This window comes from Micromonospora sp. NPDC005686 (assembly GCF_042871665.1).
Lineage (GTDB): Bacteria > Actinomycetota > Actinomycetes > Mycobacteriales > Micromonosporaceae > Micromonospora.
On sequence record NZ_JBIAIY010000001.1, the window covers coordinates 119,862 to 138,033 of the forward strand.

17 protein-coding genes are annotated in these 18,172 nt (G+C 73.7%); 12 read left to right on the forward strand and 5 right to left on the reverse strand.

The features are described from left to right. Positions 1-3: 3 nt before the first annotated feature. Together ACFYON_RS00550 and ACFYON_RS00555 are read right to left on the reverse strand one after the other, a co-directional pair. The gene (locus tag ACFYON_RS00550) at positions 4-243 is read right to left on the reverse strand and encodes a hypothetical protein (protein ID WP_355015116.1); all 240 of its coding nucleotides are present in this window, start codon (positions 241-243) and stop codon (positions 4-6) included. Between the two features lie 26 nt (positions 244-269). Then, the gene (locus ACFYON_RS00555) at positions 270-617 is read right to left on the reverse strand and encodes a hypothetical protein (protein WP_355015109.1); all 348 of its coding nucleotides are present in this window, start codon (positions 615-617) and stop codon (positions 270-272) included. A gap of 124 nt (positions 618-741) precedes the next feature. On the opposite strand from ACFYON_RS00555, the gene ACFYON_RS00560 reads away from it, so the two are divergent. Further along, complete coding sequence (locus ACFYON_RS00560) at positions 742-1,509, forward strand: DUF5753 domain-containing protein (protein ID WP_355015108.1); 768 nt, start codon at positions 742-744, stop codon at positions 1,507-1,509. Continuing rightward, a complete protein-coding gene (locus ACFYON_RS00565) occupies positions 1,506-1,706 on the forward strand; it encodes a DUF397 domain-containing protein (protein WP_355015107.1) in 201 nt (66 codons plus the stop codon). Before ACFYON_RS00560 ends, ACFYON_RS00565 begins: the two co-directional genes overlap by 4 nt. Positions 1,707-1,996: 290 nt before the next feature. Here ACFYON_RS00565 and ACFYON_RS00570 read toward each other — a convergent pair whose 3' ends face one another. Then, positions 1,997-3,409 carry an alkaline phosphatase PhoX gene (locus tag ACFYON_RS00570; protein ID WP_354872815.1) on the reverse strand — a complete coding sequence of 471 codons (1,413 nt, stop codon included), beginning with the start codon at positions 3,407-3,409 and terminating at the stop codon, positions 1,997-1,999. A 182-nt stretch (positions 3,410-3,591) separates the two neighbouring features. On the opposite strand from ACFYON_RS00570, the gene ACFYON_RS00575 reads away from it, so the two are divergent. The 3 genes from ACFYON_RS00575 (at position 3,592) to ACFYON_RS00585 (ending at position 7,233) form a co-directional block, all read left to right on the forward strand. Continuing rightward, positions 3,592-6,108, forward strand: coding sequence for an FtsK/SpoIIIE domain-containing protein (locus ACFYON_RS00575; RefSeq protein ID WP_387320425.1), 2,517 nt, complete (start codon positions 3,592-3,594; stop codon positions 6,106-6,108). Beyond that, positions 6,105-6,881, forward strand: coding sequence for a hypothetical protein (locus tag ACFYON_RS00580; protein WP_354872812.1), 777 nt, complete (start codon positions 6,105-6,107; stop codon positions 6,879-6,881). Before ACFYON_RS00575 ends, ACFYON_RS00580 begins: the two co-directional genes overlap by 4 nt. A gap of 88 nt (positions 6,882-6,969) precedes the next feature. Further along, the gene (locus tag ACFYON_RS00585) at positions 6,970-7,233 is read left to right on the forward strand and encodes a DUF6244 family protein (protein ID WP_013287536.1); all 264 of its coding nucleotides are present in this window, start codon (positions 6,970-6,972) and stop codon (positions 7,231-7,233) included. Positions 7,234-7,287: 54 nt separating this feature from the next. Here ACFYON_RS00585 and ACFYON_RS00590 read toward each other — a convergent pair whose 3' ends face one another. After that, positions 7,288-8,880 carry a GMC family oxidoreductase N-terminal domain-containing protein gene (locus tag ACFYON_RS00590; RefSeq protein ID WP_355095671.1) on the reverse strand — a complete coding sequence of 531 codons (1,593 nt, stop codon included), beginning with the start codon at positions 8,878-8,880 and terminating at the stop codon, positions 7,288-7,290. Positions 8,881-8,971: 91 nt separating this feature from the next. Then, a complete protein-coding gene (locus ACFYON_RS00595; protein ID WP_354872805.1) occupies positions 8,972-9,838 on the reverse strand; it encodes an aldo/keto reductase in 867 nt (288 codons plus the stop codon). Positions 9,839-10,002: 164 nt separating this feature from the next. Here ACFYON_RS00595 and ACFYON_RS00600 point away from each other — a divergent pair, with 164 nt between their 5' ends. The 7 genes from ACFYON_RS00600 (at position 10,003) to ACFYON_RS00630 (ending at position 18,170) form a co-directional block, all read left to right on the forward strand. After that, positions 10,003-10,368, forward strand: coding sequence for a YciI family protein (locus tag ACFYON_RS00600; RefSeq protein ID WP_354872802.1), 366 nt, complete (start codon positions 10,003-10,005; stop codon positions 10,366-10,368). A 279-nt stretch (positions 10,369-10,647) separates the two neighbouring features. Further along, positions 10,648-12,096 carry a pyruvate kinase gene (pyk, locus tag ACFYON_RS00605; RefSeq protein ID WP_354872800.1) on the forward strand — a complete coding sequence of 483 codons (1,449 nt, stop codon included), beginning with the start codon at positions 10,648-10,650 and terminating at the stop codon, positions 12,094-12,096. Then, positions 12,093-12,971: an acyl-CoA thioesterase II gene (locus tag ACFYON_RS00610; protein WP_354872798.1), complete on the forward strand. Its 879-nt coding sequence runs from the start codon at positions 12,093-12,095 to the stop codon at positions 12,969-12,971. Before pyk ends, ACFYON_RS00610 begins: the two co-directional genes overlap by 4 nt. 112 nt (positions 12,972-13,083) lie before the next feature. After that, positions 13,084-13,923 (forward strand): hypothetical protein, encoded by an 840-nt coding sequence (locus ACFYON_RS00615; RefSeq protein ID WP_354872796.1) that lies wholly within the window; start codon positions 13,084-13,086, stop codon positions 13,921-13,923. A 113-nt stretch (positions 13,924-14,036) separates the two neighbouring features. Continuing rightward, a complete protein-coding gene (locus ACFYON_RS00620; protein WP_354872794.1) occupies positions 14,037-14,507 on the forward strand; it encodes an Rrf2 family transcriptional regulator in 471 nt (156 codons plus the stop codon). A gap of 131 nt (positions 14,508-14,638) precedes the next feature. Further along, the gene (locus tag ACFYON_RS00625) at positions 14,639-15,586 is read left to right on the forward strand and encodes a sulfite exporter TauE/SafE family protein (RefSeq protein WP_387189528.1); all 948 of its coding nucleotides are present in this window, start codon (positions 14,639-14,641) and stop codon (positions 15,584-15,586) included. A 286-nt stretch (positions 15,587-15,872) separates the two neighbouring features. Beyond that, positions 15,873-18,170, forward strand: coding sequence for a cellulose binding domain-containing protein (locus ACFYON_RS00630; RefSeq protein ID WP_387189531.1), 2,298 nt, complete (start codon positions 15,873-15,875; stop codon positions 18,168-18,170). The last annotated feature ends 2 nt before the right edge of the window (positions 18,171-18,172 follow it).

Genomic DNA, 18,172 nt, shown 5'->3' on the forward strand with positions numbered 1-18,172 from the left:
TCCTCAGGGAAGCGGTGGCGTGCGCAACGGTGCCCAGCCGACGAAGCGGGCGAACAGCGCCTGTGGGCTCGGTGCCTCGTGCGGGTTGAGGCGATGCAGCTCCTGAGCTGCGTCGTAAAGCTGCCCGCACAGATAGACCGACAGGGCGAGGCGGTCACCCGCGTACTCGGCCAGCAGCGCCAGCCGGGCCTCCGCGCACGGCCACGGGTGAGCGCAGCGCTTGCAGATCCAGAGTGGACGCATCGGTAGATGCGGACGGGTGCCGGTGCTCACGCCGGCACCCGTGGCCGGGCGGCGATCCGAACACGGTGCCCAATGGCCGCCCCCTGCCCGGCACCGGCATTAAGCCAGCGCAGCCCGGCGAGCCGCACGAACAGCTCTCGCTTGGCGACCGCGACGCCCTTGCCGTTCAACTCGTACGCCTCGATCCACGCCCAACCGTCGTACGGGTGGCGCTCGGCGATCTCCTGAATGACGCGCACCGTGATCGGGCGGCAGAACTGCACGCTCGCCGCGCGGCCGAGGCGCAGGAGGTCGCCCGCCTTGATCGGTCGAGTGTTCGTCGGCGTGGTCGGCGGTGCGCCGGCACGCCTCGCCTTCAGCCTGTCGTCGGGCATGGGTTCTCCCCCTTGGGATATCGGCGGCATCAACCTGTGCCCCACCTTGCCGACGGCTACGGGACCAATACACAGCGTTGTCGTATGGTGTCGGGGTGTCCTGGACGTCCGTAGGGGAGGAAGGATGAATCACGCACTCCAGGTGGCGATGACCGAAGCTGGCGAAACGGCAGAGAGCCTCGCAGCTCAGACCGGTGTGGATCCGAAGACGGCGGCCCGTTGGATCTCTCCGGGACGAGTTCCGCAACCTCGCCGACGTGTGCAGGTGGCCGCGCTCCTCGGCCGGGACGTCGGGGACCTTTGGCCCGATGTCCTCAAGCGTCGCGAGCCGCCGTGGTTGCGTGAATGGGTCGACTGGGAACGGGACGCCGTGTCGATCCGCTGGTTCGAGCACACCTGGGTGCCCGGACTGTTGCAGACGGAGGCGTACGCGCGGGCCACGCTCACGGGTGAGGCGCTGACCTTGGCGGAGATCGATGAGCTGGTCGCCTCGCGGCTCGAACGACAGGCGATCCTCCGTCGGGACCGCCCGCCCCTGGTCGTCGCGGTCATCTTCGAGGGCGTGCTGCATCAGTCGGCCTACGGCGACCGTGAGCTGATGCGAGAGCAGCTTGAGCACCTACTCCGCTGCGCAGCCCTGCCCGGTGTGCAGCTACACGTCGTGCCGGGGGACATCGGCATGTATCCGGGGCTCGGTGGTGGCTTCATCCTCGCTGAACTGCCCACCGGTGAACATGTCGCGCACGTCGACAGTCAGGCGTCCGCGCAGCTCCTAAAGGAGCCTGCGGCCGTTGCTACGCTCAGCCGTAGGTGGGAGCGCATCAGGGGCGAGGCCCTCTCTCGAACCCAGTCACTAGACCTGATCGGGGAAGCGGCAGGATCATGGACATGACCGCTGCGCGATGGCGCAAGAGCACGAAGAGCGGCAACAACGGCGGCTCCTGTGTCGAGGTCGCCGACAATCTCGCGGAGGTCGTACTGGTCCGGGACACCAAAGATCGAGCCGGGGGAACCTTGGCCTTCGAGCCAGCCGCATGGCAGCGCTTCGTCAGTCTGGCCAAGGTCATCGGCGCGAGCGAGCGCCGATGACACCAGCACCGACGCTGGCTGAGGATGTCGATGCCGAACTGGCCCGGAGGGGGATGGCCGTCTCTGCACAGGGCTGCGCTCGCGCACGGAAGCAACGCGTTCAGGTGGAGCAGCAGTGGCCTCTCGGCCGCCGAGTGATGCTGCGCGAGCGTTCGCGTCAAGCAGCGCAGGAGATGTGGGCTCAGCCCTGACTGCCGGGTTGATCTGATTGCTGAAGAGGGCCCGTCACGTCCACATGCCGTTGTGGCGGCGGGCCGGAGGCTCCTCTCCGGGAACCGCCGGCCGCCTTCTCAGCGGTGCCCGTTGCCCGGCCGCCCCCACGGTCCGGTGATCGCGAACACGTACCCCGGCGACTGGATGTTGGCGAACAACGTCCTCCCGTCCGCGCTGAACGTCGGCCCGGTGAACTCGCTGTCGTTCAACTCGTTGCGCGCCAGCGGGTACGCCCTGCCCTGCTCGGTGACGCCGACCAGGTGCGACACGCCCGCGCCGTCCTCGGCCAGGATCACCCCGCCGTACGGCGACACGGTGATGTTGTCCGGCCCGTCGTAGGTGCCGTTGTCGGCCTCCGGGTCGGTGTTCACCCCGAAGATGGTCTTCAACGTCACGGTCTGCCGGCGCGGGTCGTAGAACCACACCTGCCCGTCGTGCTCGTGCGCGCTGCCGTCGTCGTGGCGGGCGTAGCTGGCCACGAAGTACGCGCCGCCGTCGCCCCACCAGGCGCCCTCCAGCTTGCGGCTGCGGGTCACCTCGGCGTCGGTGAACTGCTTGCGTACCGACACGGTCCGCGCGTCGCGGTCCGGCACCTCGACCCACTGGACCCGGTAGCGGGTGCCGGGCGTGGTGGCCTCGGACAGGTCGGCCACGTGCGCGTCGCCGCGCAGGCAGCGCATCGCGGCGAGGCTCCCGGCGGTGCCGCCGTCGGGCCGCCGGGCCAGCGCGCGCAGCGCGCCCTTGCCGGCCCGGAAGCCGGGCGGCGGCGTCCACCGGAAGTACAGGCCGTTGGGCCCGCTCGCGTCCTCGGTCAGGTAGATCGAGTGGGTGTACGGGTCGACCGCCACCGCCTCGTGGGAGTACCGGCCGAGGAACGTCAGCGGCACCGGGTCGGTGTTGGCGGACCGGTCGTGCGGGTCGACCTCGAAGACGTACCCGTGGTCCTTCAGATATCGCCCACCGGCCCGCTGCTCGGTCTCCTCGCAGGTCAGCCACGTGCCCCACGGGGTGATGCCACCGGCGCAGTTGTTGTGCGTGCCGGCCACGCTGACGTACTCGCGCAGCCGCCGCCCGTGCCGGTCCACCTCGACGGTGGTGGTGCCGCCGCGGGCGCCCGGGTCGTAGGTGAGGCCGGGCAGCGCCGGCACCGGGTACGGCTCGTCGCCGCCGATCTCGTGGTTGTTCACCAGCACCGAGCCGTGCGGGCCGCGGAAGCATCCGGTGCCGTCCGCGTCGCTCGGGGTGGGCTGCCCGGACTCCAGCAGCGTCGCGCCGGCCTGCGCGACGATGGTGTACGAGAAGCCGGGCGGCAGCGCCAGCAGGCCCGCCGGGTCCGGCACCAGGTCGCCGTAGCCGACGGCGGGGCGGCACGCGGGCCGGGCCGCGGCCGGTCCGGCGATGGCCTCCAGACTGCCGGCCACCACGATGCCGAGGCCGCCGGCCGCACCGCCGCGCAGCAGGGACCGCCGGGAGAGAGGTGAGGTGGTCACGTCGTCGCCTTCCTGTAGGCACGGTTGCCTGAGGTAAGGCAAGCCGGGCCGGGGGAACGGCGGGCGGCGCGGGCGTCCGCCGCCGGGTGAACAGTGGACGAATCCGCGGTGCGGAGCGCCATGTGCCGCGGTGGCGCGCGTCCGTTAGGGTTCCCTCGATCGCAAACGTCGGAGGGCGGACGGTGGGCAGACTCGCGGCGGCGTACCGGCAGGCGGTCGATCGGCATCGACGGGCGGTGCGGCACTGGGAGGCGGCCCGGCGGCTGCTGGGCGCCGCCGGCCCGGCGCCCGTCGGCAGCCCGGAGCTGGTCGCGCGGCTGGCCCGCCTCGGCGGTGAGCTGGCCGCCGCGGTGCCCGGCACCGCCCGCGTCGCGACCCACCCCGTGCCGGTACGCCTCGGCGCGGCGACCACAGTCGACGGCACGTTCCCGGTGCTCGTGCCGGTGGGGGCGGGCGCGCACCTGGCGGTCGACGTGGACGCCCGTGACCCGCGCGTCGGCGAGCTGTTGCGGGCGGTGGTGGTACGGCTGCTGACCGCCGCCCCGGCCGGCGCGATCCGGGTGGCCGGCATCGACCAGGCCGCCTTCGGCGCGGCGTTCCTGCCGCTGCGCCCGCTGCAGGACGCCGGGGTGCTCGCCGCGGCGGCGACCACCGAGGCGGAGACGACGGCCCTGCTCGACCTGGCCGAGCGGCACGCGCGTACCGCCCAGCGATCCGCGCCGGAGGACCGCGAGCTGCTGGTGGTGGTCGCCGCGTCCGCGCCGCCGCCCCGGGAGCTGGCCCGGCTGGCGGCGCTCACCCACGCCGGACCGGCCGCCGCCGTCTGCGTGCTGCTCGCCGGCCACCCACCGGCCGGGCCGACCGCCGCGCCGCCGCTGGGCGCCACCACCCAGCTTCGCGTCACCGAGCGGTACACCCTCGTCGGAGACCCGCCCGGCCGCCCGTTCAGCACCGACGGCAGCGGGCTGGCCGCGCCGGTGGTGCTCGACGGCGACCCGTCGCACGCCACGGTGACCGCGCTGGCCCGCCGGTACGCCGAGGCGGCCGGCCAGGACGGCGTCGCGTTCGCCGACCTGCTCCCGGCGCAGCGCTGGACCGACTCGGCCGCGTCCGGGCTGCGTACCGTGCTCGGCCGGGCCGGCCGCCGGCCGCTCACGGTGGCGTTCGACGACGCCACCCCGCACTGGCTGATCGGCGGGCGCACCGGCGCCGGCAAGACGGTGCTGCTGCTCGACGTGCTCTACGGGCTGGCCGCCCGCTACTCCCCGGCGGAGCTGCGGCTGATGCTGCTCGACTTCAAGGAGGGCGTCAGCTTCACCGAGTTCGTGCCCACCGACCGGGACCCGTCGTGGCTGCCGCACGCCGACGCGGTGGGCATCGAGTCCGACCGCGAGTACGGCGTGGCGGTGCTGCGCGAGCTGCGCGCCGAACTGGGCCGCCGCGCGGACCTGCTGAAGCGGCACGGCGTCAGCCGGCTCGCCGACCTGCCGCCCAACGCCCGGCCGCCCCGGATCGTCACGGTTGTCGACGAGTTCCACGTGCTGTTCGCCGGCAACGACGCGCTGGCCCGGCAGGCCGTCGACCTGATCGAGGAACTGGCCCGCAAGGGCCGCTCGTACGGCCTGCACCTGGTCCTGGCGAGCCAGAGCACCACCGGCATCGAGGCGCTCTACGGCCGGGCCGAGGCGATCTTCGGGCAGTTCCCGCTGCGGATCGCGCTGCCCGGCGGCGACGCCGTGCTGGACCCGCGCAACGACGCCGCACGCGGGCTCACCGTCGGCGTCGCGGTGGTGAACACCGGCGCGGGCGCGCCCGGCGCGGACGTGGAGGTGCGGTTCCCGGACGCGCACGCCGCCTCGGCCGACCTGGCGGCGCTGCGACACGAGCTGCACGCCGCCCGCCCGGCGGGTTCGCGCCCGCCGGCGGTCTTCCGGGGACACGAGACGCCCCGGCTCACCGACGACCCCGCCTGGACGGCGCTGACGCCCGGCGCCGATCCGCCGTACGCGCTCGTCGGCCGGGTGGTCGACGTGGCCGGCAGTCCGGCCGGGTTCGCGCTCGACGCCAGCCCGGGCCGGCACCTGGCGGTGGTCGGCACCGCCGCGATCGGCGCCGACGTGCTCCGGTCGGCCGCCCTGTCCCTGGCCCGCCAGCACGCCCCCGGCACCGCCCGGTTCCTGTTCGCGCCGCTGGCGCCGGGCACCACCGACGCCGCCGACGACCTGGCCATGACGCTCGCCGCCGCCGGGCACCCGGTCCGGCGCCTCGACGCCGCCGCGCTGCGCGCCCAGTTCGCCGAGGACGCCGCCGGGAACGCCCCGGCGTCCGGGCGCACGTACCTGGTGGTGTTCGGAATGGACGCCGCCGCCACGACGCTGGCCGCCTCCGACCCGGCGACGTTCCGATCCGGATACGACGACCTGCGCGCCGTGCTGCGCCAGGGGCCCGCTCGCGGTGTGCACGTGCTCGGCTGGTGGCGTGGGCTGCGCCGGCTCGCCGACGACCTCGGCGGCAGCGGGCACCGCGACGACGTGACCGGACTTGTGGCGCTGAACGTGCCCGCCGCCGACCTGGGGCTGCACCTCGGCGTGCACGACCTGGCGTACGTCCCGCGCGAGGGTCGCGCCCTGCTCGTCGACCGGCACGAGCACCGCACCGCGCTGACAGTGCCGTTCGCGGGTGGGAGCGACACCCCATGAGTGGATTCGACGAGTACGCGGCGCTGCTGCGGGAGCTGTCCACCCGGCAGCGGGGTGGGGAGCGGGAGATCGCCGCCGAGGCGGAGCGCCGCCGTGGCCTCCAGGCTGCCGTCGACTCGCTCGGGCAGCGGCTCGCCGTCCAGGGGCAGCACCTGGACCGGCTCGGACAGGCGATCGGCGTGCCGATGACCTCGGTGCCGGCGGAGGCGCCGGTGCCGGCGGCGGTGGCCGCCGGGGGAGCGCCGGATCCCGCCCCCGGTCCGGGGGACGGGGCGACCGGCGGCGCAGCCGACGCGCCGGGGCGGCCGGAGGTCGGGGCGTACCCCTCGGGGGGTGTGCCCGCACCGCGGGCCGGTGACCCGGCGGCGGAGCTGGCGGCGGCGGGGCGGCTCGCCGAGGAGGCCGACGGGTACGGCCGGCAGGCCGACACGCTGGCCCGCACGCCGGTGCTGCTGCCCACCTGGTCCGCGCCGGCCCGGGCGGTGGTGGTGTACGCGGGCTGCGCGCTCGCCGGCTCGCTGCTGATGCTGATCGCGATCATCGGTTCGTCGCTGCCGGTGACCGGGCTGGACCTGGTGGCGGCGTTGTCCTGTGCGGGTGTGCCGTTGCTGTCCTTCGTGGCCGGTCAGGTCGTGCTGGCCCGCTGGGGCCGCCCGGCCCTGGAGGGCGACGCGCCGCCCGGGCGGTACGTGCCGCTGGGCTTCGTGATCTGCGCCCTGGTCTCCCCGTCCTTCTTCTGCCTCTACCTCCTCCTGTTCCGCCTCCTCCGCTGACCCCGGCCCGCCCCTTGATCGCGAGGGTGGTGGGGTGGGGTGGGGCGGTAGGGTGAGGCGGGCGGGCGGGCGGAGTGGGGGAGGGCGTGTGAGCGCTGCGGAGATCATCGCGAGGCTGGCAGCGGCGGCGCAGAAGCTGGACGAGGCCAAGGCCCGCACCGCCGCTGCCGCCCAGGACGCGGCCGAGGCGCGGGCGCTGGTGGCGGGCGCGCTGGAGGGGGCCACCGCGGGTCCGCTGATCGGCGTCATCGACTCCTACCGGCAGGCGCTGGCGCAGGCCGCGCAGGGCGGAGAGCCGGCCCGGCAGCACGTGCAGGAGACCATCGCGAAGGTCCAGGCGCTGGGCAACTGAGCCCGGCCCCGCCGCCGCGCGGCCCGGCCCGTCCGGCCCTGTCCGGCCGGTCGCTCAGTCCGCGTCCCGTCCCGTGATCACGTCGGCGGCCCGCCAGGCCAGCGCGGTCACCGGCGCGCTGGTCCAGCCGGCCACCATCACCGGCAGCACCGACGCGTCGACCACCCGCAACCCGTCCACCCCGCGTACCCGCAGTTCGGTGTCGACCACGTGGTCGTCGCCGGGGCCCATCGCGCAGGTGCCGATCGCGTGGTAGCCGCAGTAGCCGCGCGCCACCGCCGCCTCGACGATCTCCGCGTCGGTGGTGGTCGCCGTTCCGGGCACCGTCTCGGCCCGGATCCGCTTCGCGATCGGCCCGGCGCCGAAGAACTCCCGCATCCGGCGGAACAGGTCCACCGCCACCCGCCGGTCGTGCTCCGTGGCGAGGTGGTTCGCCACGATGTCCGGCGGCGTACGCGGGTCCGCGTCGGTGATCGTCAGGCTGCCCTCGCTGTCCGGCCGGGTGACCGTGCCCAGGCACATCACGCCCGGCTCCCGTTCCAGCTCCAGCGCCTTGCCGGGCCGCGGCGGGGCAGCCGAGAACGGCGCCATCAGCAGGTGCGCGTCCGGGCGGTCCAGATCCGGCCGGGACTTGAGGTGGGCGGCCACGTCCAGCACCGGCAGGGCGAGCGGGCCGCCCCGGGTGAGCAGCCAGCGCAGTGTCGCCCGGGCCTGGCCGAGCGGGCTGCCGATCGTCATGTTGTGGCCGCCGGGCTCGGCGAGGCGGTACTGGAGCACCATCGACCGGTGCTCGCGCAGCCCCGCGCCGACCCGGGGCCGGTCGAGCAGCACCGGCACCCCGGCGGCGCGCAGCGTGTCCGCCGGGCCGATGCCGGAGACCTGTAACAGGTGCGGCGTGGCGAGGGCGCCGGCGGCGAGGATCACCTCACCCGCCGCCCGGTACTCGGCCTCCCGGCCGCCGTGCGTCACCCGTACGCCGGTGGCCCGGCCGCCCTCGATGAGCACCCGCAGGACGACGGCGCCGGCCTCGACGGTCAGGTTGGGCCGGCGCCGGACCGGGTGCAGGAACGCGTCCGCGGCGCTGACCCGGCGTCCGCCGTGGATGGTGGCGGTGGGGTAGCCGATCCGCTCGTCGTCGTGGGCGTCCAGGTCCTCGGCGCGGCGCCAGCCCAGCTCGGCGCCGGTGGCCACCATCTCCTCGGCGAGCGGGTCGGTGCCGGTGGCGATGGACAGCCGCACCGGGCCGCCCGTGCCCCGGTGCGGCGCGGGCCCGAGCGGGTGGTCCTCCAGCCGCTGGAACACCGGCCGCATTGTCGACCAGCCCCAGCCCAGCGGTTCGAGGGCGTCCCAGTCCCGGGCCGCGCCGCGGCTCCAGATCATGCCGTTCACCGACGTCGAGCCGCCGACCATCCGCCCGCGCTGCCAGATCTCCTGGCGGCCCGGCGCGGTGGTGGCCGGGTAGTGCCAGGCGGTGCGCTCGTCGTCCATCAGCCGGGAGAACGCCTTGGGCACCCGCACGTACGGGCTGCGATCCCAGCCGCCCGCCTCCAGCAGCAACACCCGGGTGCCCGGATCCTCGGTGAGCCGGTTGGCCAGCACGCACCCCGCCGCCCCGGCGCCCACGACGACGTAGTCGAACTCCTCCACAGCGGACCCCCACTCGCGAGAATCCTTCTGACGGTAGTTGCTCGATCACAGTCCGCGAAAGGGGCCGGTCGGGGGAGGCGCGGTGACCCGCTCAGGCCGCCTTGGCCAGCGCCTCGAACTCGTCGTCGGTCAGCTCCACCTCGGCCGCCGCCACGTTCTCCTCCAGGTGCGCCACCGACGACGTGCCCGGAATCGGCAGCATCACCGGCGACCGGCGCAGCAGCCAGGCCAGCGCGAGCTGCGCCGGAGTGGCGCCGTGCGCGGTCGAGATCGCGTCGAGCGGGCCGCCGGACCGGGCCAGGTTGCCGGTGGCGATCGGGAACCACGGGATGAACGCCAGGTCGTGGCGCTCGCAGTGCTCCAGCACGTCCTCCGCGCCGCGGTCGGCCAGGTTGTAGAGGTTCTGCACGGACACGATCGGCGCGATCGCCCGGGCCGCCTCGATCTCCTCGACACTGACCTGGGACAGCCCGATGTGCCGGATCTTGCCCTCCTGCCGCAGCAACGCCAGCTCACCGAGCTGGTCGGCCAGCGGCACCGTCGCGTCGATGCGGTGCAACTGGTAGAGCGGGATGCAGTCCAGGCCCAGGTGGCGCAGGCTCAGCTCGCACTGCTGGCGCAGGTACTCCGGGCGGCCCACCGGCCGCCAGTCGTCCGGGCCGGAGCGGGTCAGGCCGGCCTTCGTCGCGATGACCAGGTCGTCGGCGTACGGGTGCAGCGCCTCGCGGATCAGCAGCTCGCTGACGAACGGCCCGTACGAGTCGGCGGTGTCGATGAACGTGACGCCCAGCTCGTACGCGCGGCGCAGCACCCGTACCGCCTCGGCCGGATCCTTCGGGTCACCCCACACACCGGGGCCGGTGAGCTGCATCGCCCCGTAGCCGAGGCGGTCGACCGGCAGGTCGCCACCGATCCGGTAGGTGCCCGACGCCTTGGCGGGCTGGGTGCTGGTGGCCATTTCGTGGTCCTCCTGTGCTCGTGCGCGATCGCGGGCGGCGTGCGCCCGGACCCCTGGACATTCCCCGAATCGTGGCGGCGAAGCCTGGATCGGTTTGCGGCGAGCGGCCCCGGCGCACCCGGCCGCCGTGGGAGGCTGGGCGGGACGGGGCTCAGGAGGTGCGCATGGCCGCGACGCCACAGCTCGACTTCGCGCTGGACACGTACGAGTGCATCGTGCTCTACCCGGGGCCCTCCGGGCGGGCCCTGCCGGACGAGACGGTGCAGCGGTTGCAGGCCGAGCACCTTCAGCACATGCGGGCGCTGCAACGGCGCGGCATCGTGCTCGTGGACGGGTCGGTGGACGGGCCGGCCCGGGAACCCGACCCGCCGATCGGCTTCGGCCTGGCCCGGACCGGCTCGGTGGACGACGTACGCGGCGTCATGGAGGCCGACCCGGCGGTGCAGGCCGGGCTCTACCGCGTCGAGGTGCTCACCTTCCTGTGCCCGGCCGGCTCGCTGGAGTTCCCGCTGGTCAAGACGGAGAGCTGAGGCCCGTCCCGGCATCCCCGCCCGCGGCGCCGCTCGCTGGCGCGTACCCCTGCCCGCCCCCGGCCCACCGGCCGGCGCGGCGGGCGTCACCCTGCCCCCGGCCGGCTCGTGACGGGGAGCGGTACGATTTCTCACCGCGCGGTCGCTGATGCCCGCCACACGACGTTCCGGTGGGTACGCCCACCGCCCGCCCACGCGGTTGACGCGCGTCGTTGGACAGATGTTCCACAGTCCGCAAGGGGTCGGCCGGGAGGCCGACCCGGAGGAGAGACTAGCCTGATGGGCGTGACACGCCGCGCGAAGATCGTCTGTACTCTCGGCCCCGCCACCGCGTCCCCGGAGCGTATCCGCGGACTCGTCGAGGCGGGCATGAACGTGGCGAGGCTCAATTTCAGCCACGGCAGTCACGCCGACCACGAGTCGGTCTGCCGGCTGGTCCGCGAGGCCGCCGAGGCGGCCGGCCGGCCGGTCGCCGTGCTCGCCGACCTCCAGGGGCCCAAGATCCGTCTCGGCCGGTTCGTCGACGGCCCGCACGAGTGGCGCACCGGCGACTCGGTGGTGATCACCGGGGACGAGGTGGAGGGCACCAAGGAGCGGGTCTCCTGCACCTACCGCAAGCTGCCCCAGGAGGTGAAGCCGGGTGACCGGCTGCTGATCGACGACGGCCGGGTCGCGGTCGAGGTCAGCGACGTCACCGGTAACGACATCCGGTGCCTGGTCACCGAGGGCGGCCCGGTCTCCAACAACAAGGGCGTCTCGCTGCCGAACGTCGCGGTGAGCGTCCCGGCCCTGTCCGACAAGGACGCCGCGGACCTGCGCTTCGCCCTCGGCCTCGGCGTCGACCTGGTCGCGCTCTCCTTCGTCCGCTCGCCCGACGACATCAAGCTCGTCCACTCGATCATGGACGAGGAGGGCGTGCGCCGCCCGGTCCTGGCCAAGGTCGAGAAGCCGGAGGCGGTCGACCACCTGGAGGCGATCGTGCTCGCCTTCGACGGGGTCATGGTCGCCCGCGGCGACCTCGGCGTCGAACTGCCGCTGGACCAGGTGCCGCTGGTGCAGAAGCGCGCCGTGCAGCTGTGCCGGGAGAACGCCAAGCCGGTCATCGTGGCCACCCAGATGCTCGACTCGATGATCGAGAACTCGCGCCCGACCCGCGCCGAGGCGTCCGACGTGGCGAACGCGGTGCTCGACGGCGCGGACGCGGTGATGCTCTCCGGCGAGACGAGCGTCGGCAAGTACCCGGTGCTCACCGTCAGCACCATGGCCAAGATCGTCACCACCACCGAGGCCGGGTCCATCGCCGTCCCCCGGTTGCAGCACGATCCGCGTACGCACGGCGGCGCGCTCACCGTCGCCGCCTCGTCGATCGCCCGGGCCATCGGCGCCAAGGCCATGGTCGCGTTCTCGCAGACCGGTGACACCGTCAAGCGGCTGGCCCGGCTGCACTGCGACCTGCCGCTGCTGGCGTTCACGCCGGTGGCGGAGGTGCGCAACCAGCTCGCGCTGTCCTGGGGCGTGGAGACGTTCCTGATGCCGTTCGTCCAGCACACCGACGACATGTTCCGCCAGGTCGACCAGGCGCTGCTCGGCCTCAACCGGGCCAACCCGGGCGACTACGTGGTGATCGTGGCGGGCAGCCCGCCCGGCACCCCCGGCTCCACCAACACCCTGCGCGTGCACCAGTTGGGTTCGCTGGTCGACGCGGCCTCGGCCCGAGCTCTCCAATGAGCGCGGTGGCGACCGGGCAGGCGGCGGTCGACCAACTGCTGGAGGTGCTCGACCTCGCCCGTACCGGGGAGATGACCTTCCGGGGGATGAGCCCGCAGGTCGGCCCGCAGCGGGTCTACGGCGGCCAGGTCGCCGGCCAGGCCCTGGTGGCGGCCGGCCGCACCGTCGACGCGGAGCGGGCCGTGCACTCCCTGCACGGCTACTTCGTGCGCCCCGGCGACCCGGCCGAGCCGATCGAGTACCAGGTGGAGAACGTCCGCGACGGCCGGTCCTTCTCGGTGCGCCGCTCGGTGGCGCTGCAGCACGACAAGCCGATCTTCTTCATGTCGGCGTCGTTCCAGCGGCAGGACGAAGGGCTGGACCACCACGCCCCGCTGCCGCCGGACGTGCCCGGCCCGGACGACGTGCCGACCATGGCCGACCGGCTCGCCCGCTACCCGGAGCGGCTCGGCATCTGGGGGATGATCCCGCGCCCGATCGACGTGCGCTACGTCGGCGAGCCCGGCTGGGTACGCCCCGGCGACCGCCCGGCCGAGCCGCACCAGCGGGTGTGGATGCGCCTGGACGGCAAGCTGCCGGACGATCCGCTGTTGCACGCGTGCGCCCTCACGTACGCCTCCGACCTCACGCTGCTGGACTCGGTGCTGTCGGTGCACGGCGAGGTGTGGGGTCCGGGCGGCGTGGTCGGCGCGAGCCTCGACCACGCGCTGTGGTTCCACAGGTCGTTCCGCGCCGACGAGTGGTTCCTGTACGACTGCTGGAGTCCGTCCGCTTCCGGCGCGCGAGGTCTGGCCACGGGCCGGATGTTCACCGTCGAGGGGCGGCACATCGCCAGCGCCGTGCAGGAGGGTCTGCTGCGCCGGGTCGGGGGCTGACCCGAGCGTGGGAAGCCTCCCGGCCGGGAGGCCGGCGTTCGGCCGTCCACAGTGTTCTCATGCGGCCGGGGTCACCGGCGACGCTCCGGGACCGCGACGATAGTGTGCTGTCATGAGTTTCGATCTCATTCTGCTGCCCGAACCCGCCGGCCAGACCTGGGAGGAGGCGCTGGAGAACGAGCGGCAGGGCACCGATGAACCTCTCGATCTCCGCGCGTGGGACGAGATCGTCGCTGGTGTGCGGGATATTGCCGGCGAGGTGGTCGTGCGCGACGACGGCCGGTGCCGCACGCTCATACACGAGCCCAGCGGCCTCACCGTCCGCTACGAGCCGGGCGAGGCTGCCGTCAACGTGCCGTACTGGTACACCGGCGCGCAGGCCGAGTCGGTAGTCCGGGCCGTGTACCGCATCGGCTGGGTCGTGGCGAAGGCGACGGGCCTTGCCGGTTACGACCCTCAGCTCGAGCTGCCACTGGCCGACGCCGAGTCCCGCATCGAGGCCGCCGTCGCCGTCTTCGACCGGGCCGCGCTCGACCTGTCGCAGCTCCAGGCCGCGCTCGACCTGTCGCAGCTCCTGGACGTCGAGTACATGCATGTCTACTTCACCGGGCAGGCCACCCTCGCCGATGCCGCGCGCCAGCTGGACACGATGCCGGTGGCCGAGGAGGACGGCCGGTTGACCGTGCAGTGGGCCGACGGCCCCGAGATGCGGGTGACCTTCAATGCGAAGCCAGAGGTCGCCGCCGAGGCGGCCGAGCTCGCCGACGAGTATGCGCTGCCCGTGATGAGGACCTTCGACCGCCGGTTCGAGGTGACGTTCGACGACCTCGACGAGGTGCTCGATGACATCAACACCTTGATCGAGGTGCAGGGGCATCTCCAGGATCTCACCGGCGGATACGTGGTCCGTTCCTGGAACCGTCAGGTGTCGGCGCCCTACAGCAACGACTGAACCGGCTGGCGGAGTCCGATCAAGCCGCGCTGCTGCCCGCCGACGCGATGGCCTTCTCCACGCCCGCGCCACGACGCCGAAGTCGAGAGCTGTGGGAGTACTAGGCTGGGCGTATGCGTCTCTCCGCCCGGGTCGACTATGCCCTCCGCGCTGCTGCCGAGCTGGCCTCGGTCGCGGACGGGGGGACCACCGGGCGGCAGCGGCCGGTGACCGCCGAACAGATCGCCCGCGCGCAGGACATCCCGCCGAAGTTCCTGGAGAGCATCCTGCTGCAACTGCGCCGGGGCGGCATCGTGCACGCCCAGCGTGGCCCCGAGGGCGGCTACTGGCTGGCCCGGCCCGCCGGGGAGATCTCCCTGGCCGAGGTGATCCGCGTCATCGACGGCCCGCTCGCGCACGTGCGCGGGCAGCGCCCGGAACAGCTCGGCTACCAGGGCGCGGCCCGCGCGTTGCAAGACGTCTGGATCGCGCTGCGGGCCAGTGAGCGGGAGATCCTCGAGCTGGTCACCGTCGCCGACGTGGCCGCCGGCGCGCTGCCCGGCCGGGTCAACGAACTGGCCGCCGACCCGCGCGCCTGGAGCTGACGGGCGCCTCCGCACGCCCGGCACACCGTCCGGCGTCTCCTACCAACCGGATGGGGGACTTGACCCGGGGCGCCCTCGTGCCGCATTGTCGACCAAGTTGATAGGAGATACCGAAAAGTCAGGGGGCGCTCGTGCGCAAGCTGCTGGTCCTCGCCCTCGTCGGGCTCGCCGCGCAACTCGTCGACGGCGCGCTCGGCATGGCGTACGGGCTGACCTCCTCGACCCTGCTCCTGTTCGCCGGTGTCGCGCCGGCCGCCGCGTCCGCCTCGGTGCACCTGGCCGAGATCGGCACCACGCTCGCGGCGGGCGTCTCGCACTGGCGGTTCGGCAACGTCGACTGGAAGGTGGTCGGCCGCATCGCGCTCCCCGGCGCGATCGGCGCGTTCGCCGGGGCGACGTTCCTCAGCTCCATCTCCACCGAGGCCGCGGCGCCGTGGATGGCGGCCATCCTGTTCACGCTCGGCGCGTACCTGCTGGTGCGGTTCTCCCGGCCGCTGCGCGCCCACCGGGCCGGCGGCCGGCTGCGCAGCCGGTTCCTCGCCCCGCTCGGCCTCGTCGCCGGCTTCGTCGACGCCACCGGCGGCGGTGGCTGGGGCCCGGTCGCCACCCCGGCGCTGCTGGTCTCCGGCCGGATGGAACCCCGCAAGGTCATCGGCTCGGTGGACACCTCCGAGTTCGTGGTGGCCGGCGCGGCCAGCATCGGCTTCCTGATCGGCCTCGGCTCTGAGGGCTTCCTGCTGCCCACAGTGGCCGCGCTCCTGGTCGGCGGCCTGATCGCCGCCCCGATCGCGGCCTGGCTGGTGCGCATCGTCCCCGCCCAGCTGCTCGGCGCGGTGATCGGCGGCGTGATCGTGCTGACCAACGCCCGGACGCTGCTGAGCGCCGGCGGCGTGGGCGGTTCGCTGCCGGCCGTGGTGTACGTGCTGCTCGGCGCCGCCTGGCTGGTCGCCGTCGGGCTGGCGGTACGCGCGCTGCGCCGTACTCGCCGCGCCCGCGCCACTGTCGACGCGGCCCTCGCCTCCGCCGAGACGGCGGAGTCCGCCGAGTCGCGGAAGCTCGCCGCCGCCGTCGAAAGCTGAGCCTCTCGCCGTTCCTGGGTCGGGGGATCCATCCGGGATGCTGCTCCCCGGCGTGTCGCCCGCCGGAGACGGCCTCTTCTCGCCGGCCTTCGCGCCGCCGGCCGTCCCGTCGCCCGCCGCGCGCCGGCGCTTGTGGGGGTGTCCGGCGGTGACCTAGGCTGACGGAGCGCGGAGCCTAATCACCGACGTCGATGCGTTGACGTCGCCCCTCGCGTCAGGGCACCCATCCGCCGGTCCGGGCAGGCCGGCGGCCTCGCGTGCCCGACCTCCGCGAAAGGCCTTCCCCGTGCACCTCACCACCCCGCGCCGCCGGCTCGCGCTGCTCGCCGCAGCCTCGGCGGTCACCCTGTCGGCCGGCGCGCTCACGACGATGACGGCCGCCGCGGCGGCCGTCGCCTGCCGGGTCGACTACCGGATCACCAACCAGTGGAGCGGCGGCTTCGGCGCCGACGTGACAGTCACCAACCTCGGCGACCCGGTCAACGGCTGGACCATCGGCTGGAGCTTCGCCGCCGGCCAGCAGGTCGTCCAGGCGTGGAACGCGACGGTCAGCCAGTCCGGCACGCAGGTGAGTGCCCGCGACGCCGGCTACAACGCGGCCCTCGGCACCGGCGGCACCGCCAACTTCGGCTTCAACGGCTCGTGGGACAACGCGTCGAACCCGGTCCCGGCCGCGTTCACGCTCAACGGCACCGCCTGCACCGGCGCGCCGTCCACCACGCCACCGCCGACCACCCCACCACCCACCACGCCACCGGCGACCACCCCACCACCCACCACGCCACCGGCGACCACCCCACCACCCACCACGCCGCCGCCGACCACCCCGCCGGCCGGGGCCAAGCAGATGGAGAAGCTCGACCGGGGCCTGGTCAGCGTCCGCTCCGGCAACGGGAACCTGGTCTCGTGGCGGCTGCTCGGCACCGAGACCTCGGGTGTGGCGTTCAACCTCTACCGGGGCGGCACCAAGGTCAACGACAGTCCGATCACCGGCGCCACCACGTACCTGGACAGCGGCGCGGCGGCCGGCACGGCGTACACCGTGCGGGCCGTGGTGAACGGCGCCGAGCAGGCGGCGTCGGCCCCGGCGCTGCAGTTCGCCAACGGCTGGCTGGACGTGCCGATCCAGCCGCCGCCCGGCGGCACCACCCCGTCCGGGGAGGGATACAGCTACTCCGCGAACGACGCGAGCGTCGGTGACCTCGACGGCGACGGCCGCTACGAGTTCGTGCTGAAGTGGGACCCGTCGAACGCCAAGGACAACTCGCAGTCCGGCTACACCGGCAACGTCTACGTCGACGCGTACACGCTCACCGGCGCCCGGCTGTGGCGCATCGACCTCGGTCGCAACATCCGCGCCGGCGCCCACTACACGCAGTTCCAGGTGTACGACTACGACGGCGACGGGGACGCCGAGGTGGCCATGAAGACTGCCGACGGCACCCGCTCCGGCACCGGCCAGGTGATCGGGAACGGCTCGGCCGACTACCGCAACTCCAGCGGTTACGTGCTCGCCGGCCCGGAGTACCTGACCATGTTCGACGGTCGCACCGGCGCGGCCCTGTCCACTGTCGACTACGACCCGCCGCGCGGCACCGTCTCGTCCTGGGGCGACTCGTACGGCAACCGGGTCGACCGGTTCCTCGCCGGCACCGCGTACCTGGACGGGCAGCGTCCCTCGCTGATCATGGCGCGCGGCTACTACACCCGCGCCGTCGTCGCGGCCTGGGACTTTCGCGACGGCACGCTGCGCAAGCGCTGGACGTTCGACTCGAACGCCTCCGGCAACGGCGCCGCCGCCGGCCAGGGCAACCACCAGCTCTCGGTGGCCGACGTGGACAACGACGGCCGCCAGGAGATCGTGTACGGGGCCGCCACGATCGACGACAACGGCCGGCTGCTGTACTCCACCGGCAACGGCCACGGCGACGCCCTGCACGTCGGCGACCTCGACCCCTCCCGTTCCGGCCTGGAGGTGTTCAAGGTCGACGAGGGCGGCAGCAAGCCCAGCTCCTGGATGGCCGACGCGCGCACCGGGCAGATCATCTGGCAGACCGCACCCAACGGTGACAACGGCCGCGGCGTCTCCGGCGACGTCTGGGCGGGCAGCCCGGGTGCGGAGTCCTGGTCGTCGGCGGCCGACGGGCTGCTCAACACCAGGGGGCAGAACGTGGGGCGCAAGCCGTCGTCGGCGAACTTCCTGATCTGGTGGGACGGTGACCCGGTACGGGAGCTGCTCGACGCCACGAAGATCGACAAGTACGGCACCGGCGGGGAGACGCGGCTGCTCACCGGCAGCGGCGTCGCCTCGAACAACGGCACCAAGTCAACCCCGGCGCTGTCGGCGGACCTGTTCGGTGACTGGCGCGAGGAGGTGGTCTGGCGCACCTCCGACAGCACCGCGCTGCGGATCTACAGCACGCCGGTCAGCACCGGCCTGCGCCTGCCGACGCTGATGCACGACCCGCAGTACCGGGTGGCGGTGGCCTGGCAGAACACCGCCTACAACCAGCCGCCGCACCCGGGCTTCTTCCTGGGCGACGGCATGAGCACACCGCCCGCGCCGAACATCTACCTGCGCTGAAA

Bases quoted from the DNA above. Each gene is read 5' to 3' on its own strand.
- ACFYON_RS00580 (WP_354872812.1), top strand. From the start codon at position 6,105: ATGAGTGGATTCGACGAGTACGCGGCGCTGCTGCGGGAGCTGTCCACC.
- ACFYON_RS00610 (WP_354872798.1), top strand. From the start codon at position 12,093: ATGAGCGCGGTGGCGACCGGGCAGGCGGCGGTCGACCAACTGCTGGAG.
- ACFYON_RS00600 (WP_354872802.1), top strand. From the start codon at position 10,003: ATGGCCGCGACGCCACAGCTCGACTTCGCGCTGGACACGTACGAGTGC.
- ACFYON_RS00560 (WP_355015108.1), top strand. From the start codon at position 742: ATGAATCACGCACTCCAGGTGGCGATGACCGAAGCTGGCGAAACGGCA.
- ACFYON_RS00555 (WP_355015109.1), bottom strand. From the start codon at position 617: ATGCCCGACGACAGGCTGAAGGCGAGGCGTGCCGGCGCACCGCCGACC.
- ACFYON_RS00620 (WP_354872794.1), top strand. From the start codon at position 14,037: ATGCGTCTCTCCGCCCGGGTCGACTATGCCCTCCGCGCTGCTGCCGAG.
- ACFYON_RS00595 (WP_354872805.1), bottom strand. From the start codon at position 9,838: ATGGCCACCAGCACCCAGCCCGCCAAGGCGTCGGGCACCTACCGGATC.
- ACFYON_RS00615 (WP_354872796.1), top strand. From the start codon at position 13,084: ATGAGTTTCGATCTCATTCTGCTGCCCGAACCCGCCGGCCAGACCTGG.
- pyk (WP_354872800.1), top strand. From the start codon at position 10,648: ATGGGCGTGACACGCCGCGCGAAGATCGTCTGTACTCTCGGCCCCGCC.
- ACFYON_RS00550 (WP_355015116.1), bottom strand. From the start codon at position 243: ATGCGTCCACTCTGGATCTGCAAGCGCTGCGCTCACCCGTGGCCGTGC.
- ACFYON_RS00565 (WP_355015107.1), top strand. From the start codon at position 1,506: ATGACCGCTGCGCGATGGCGCAAGAGCACGAAGAGCGGCAACAACGGC.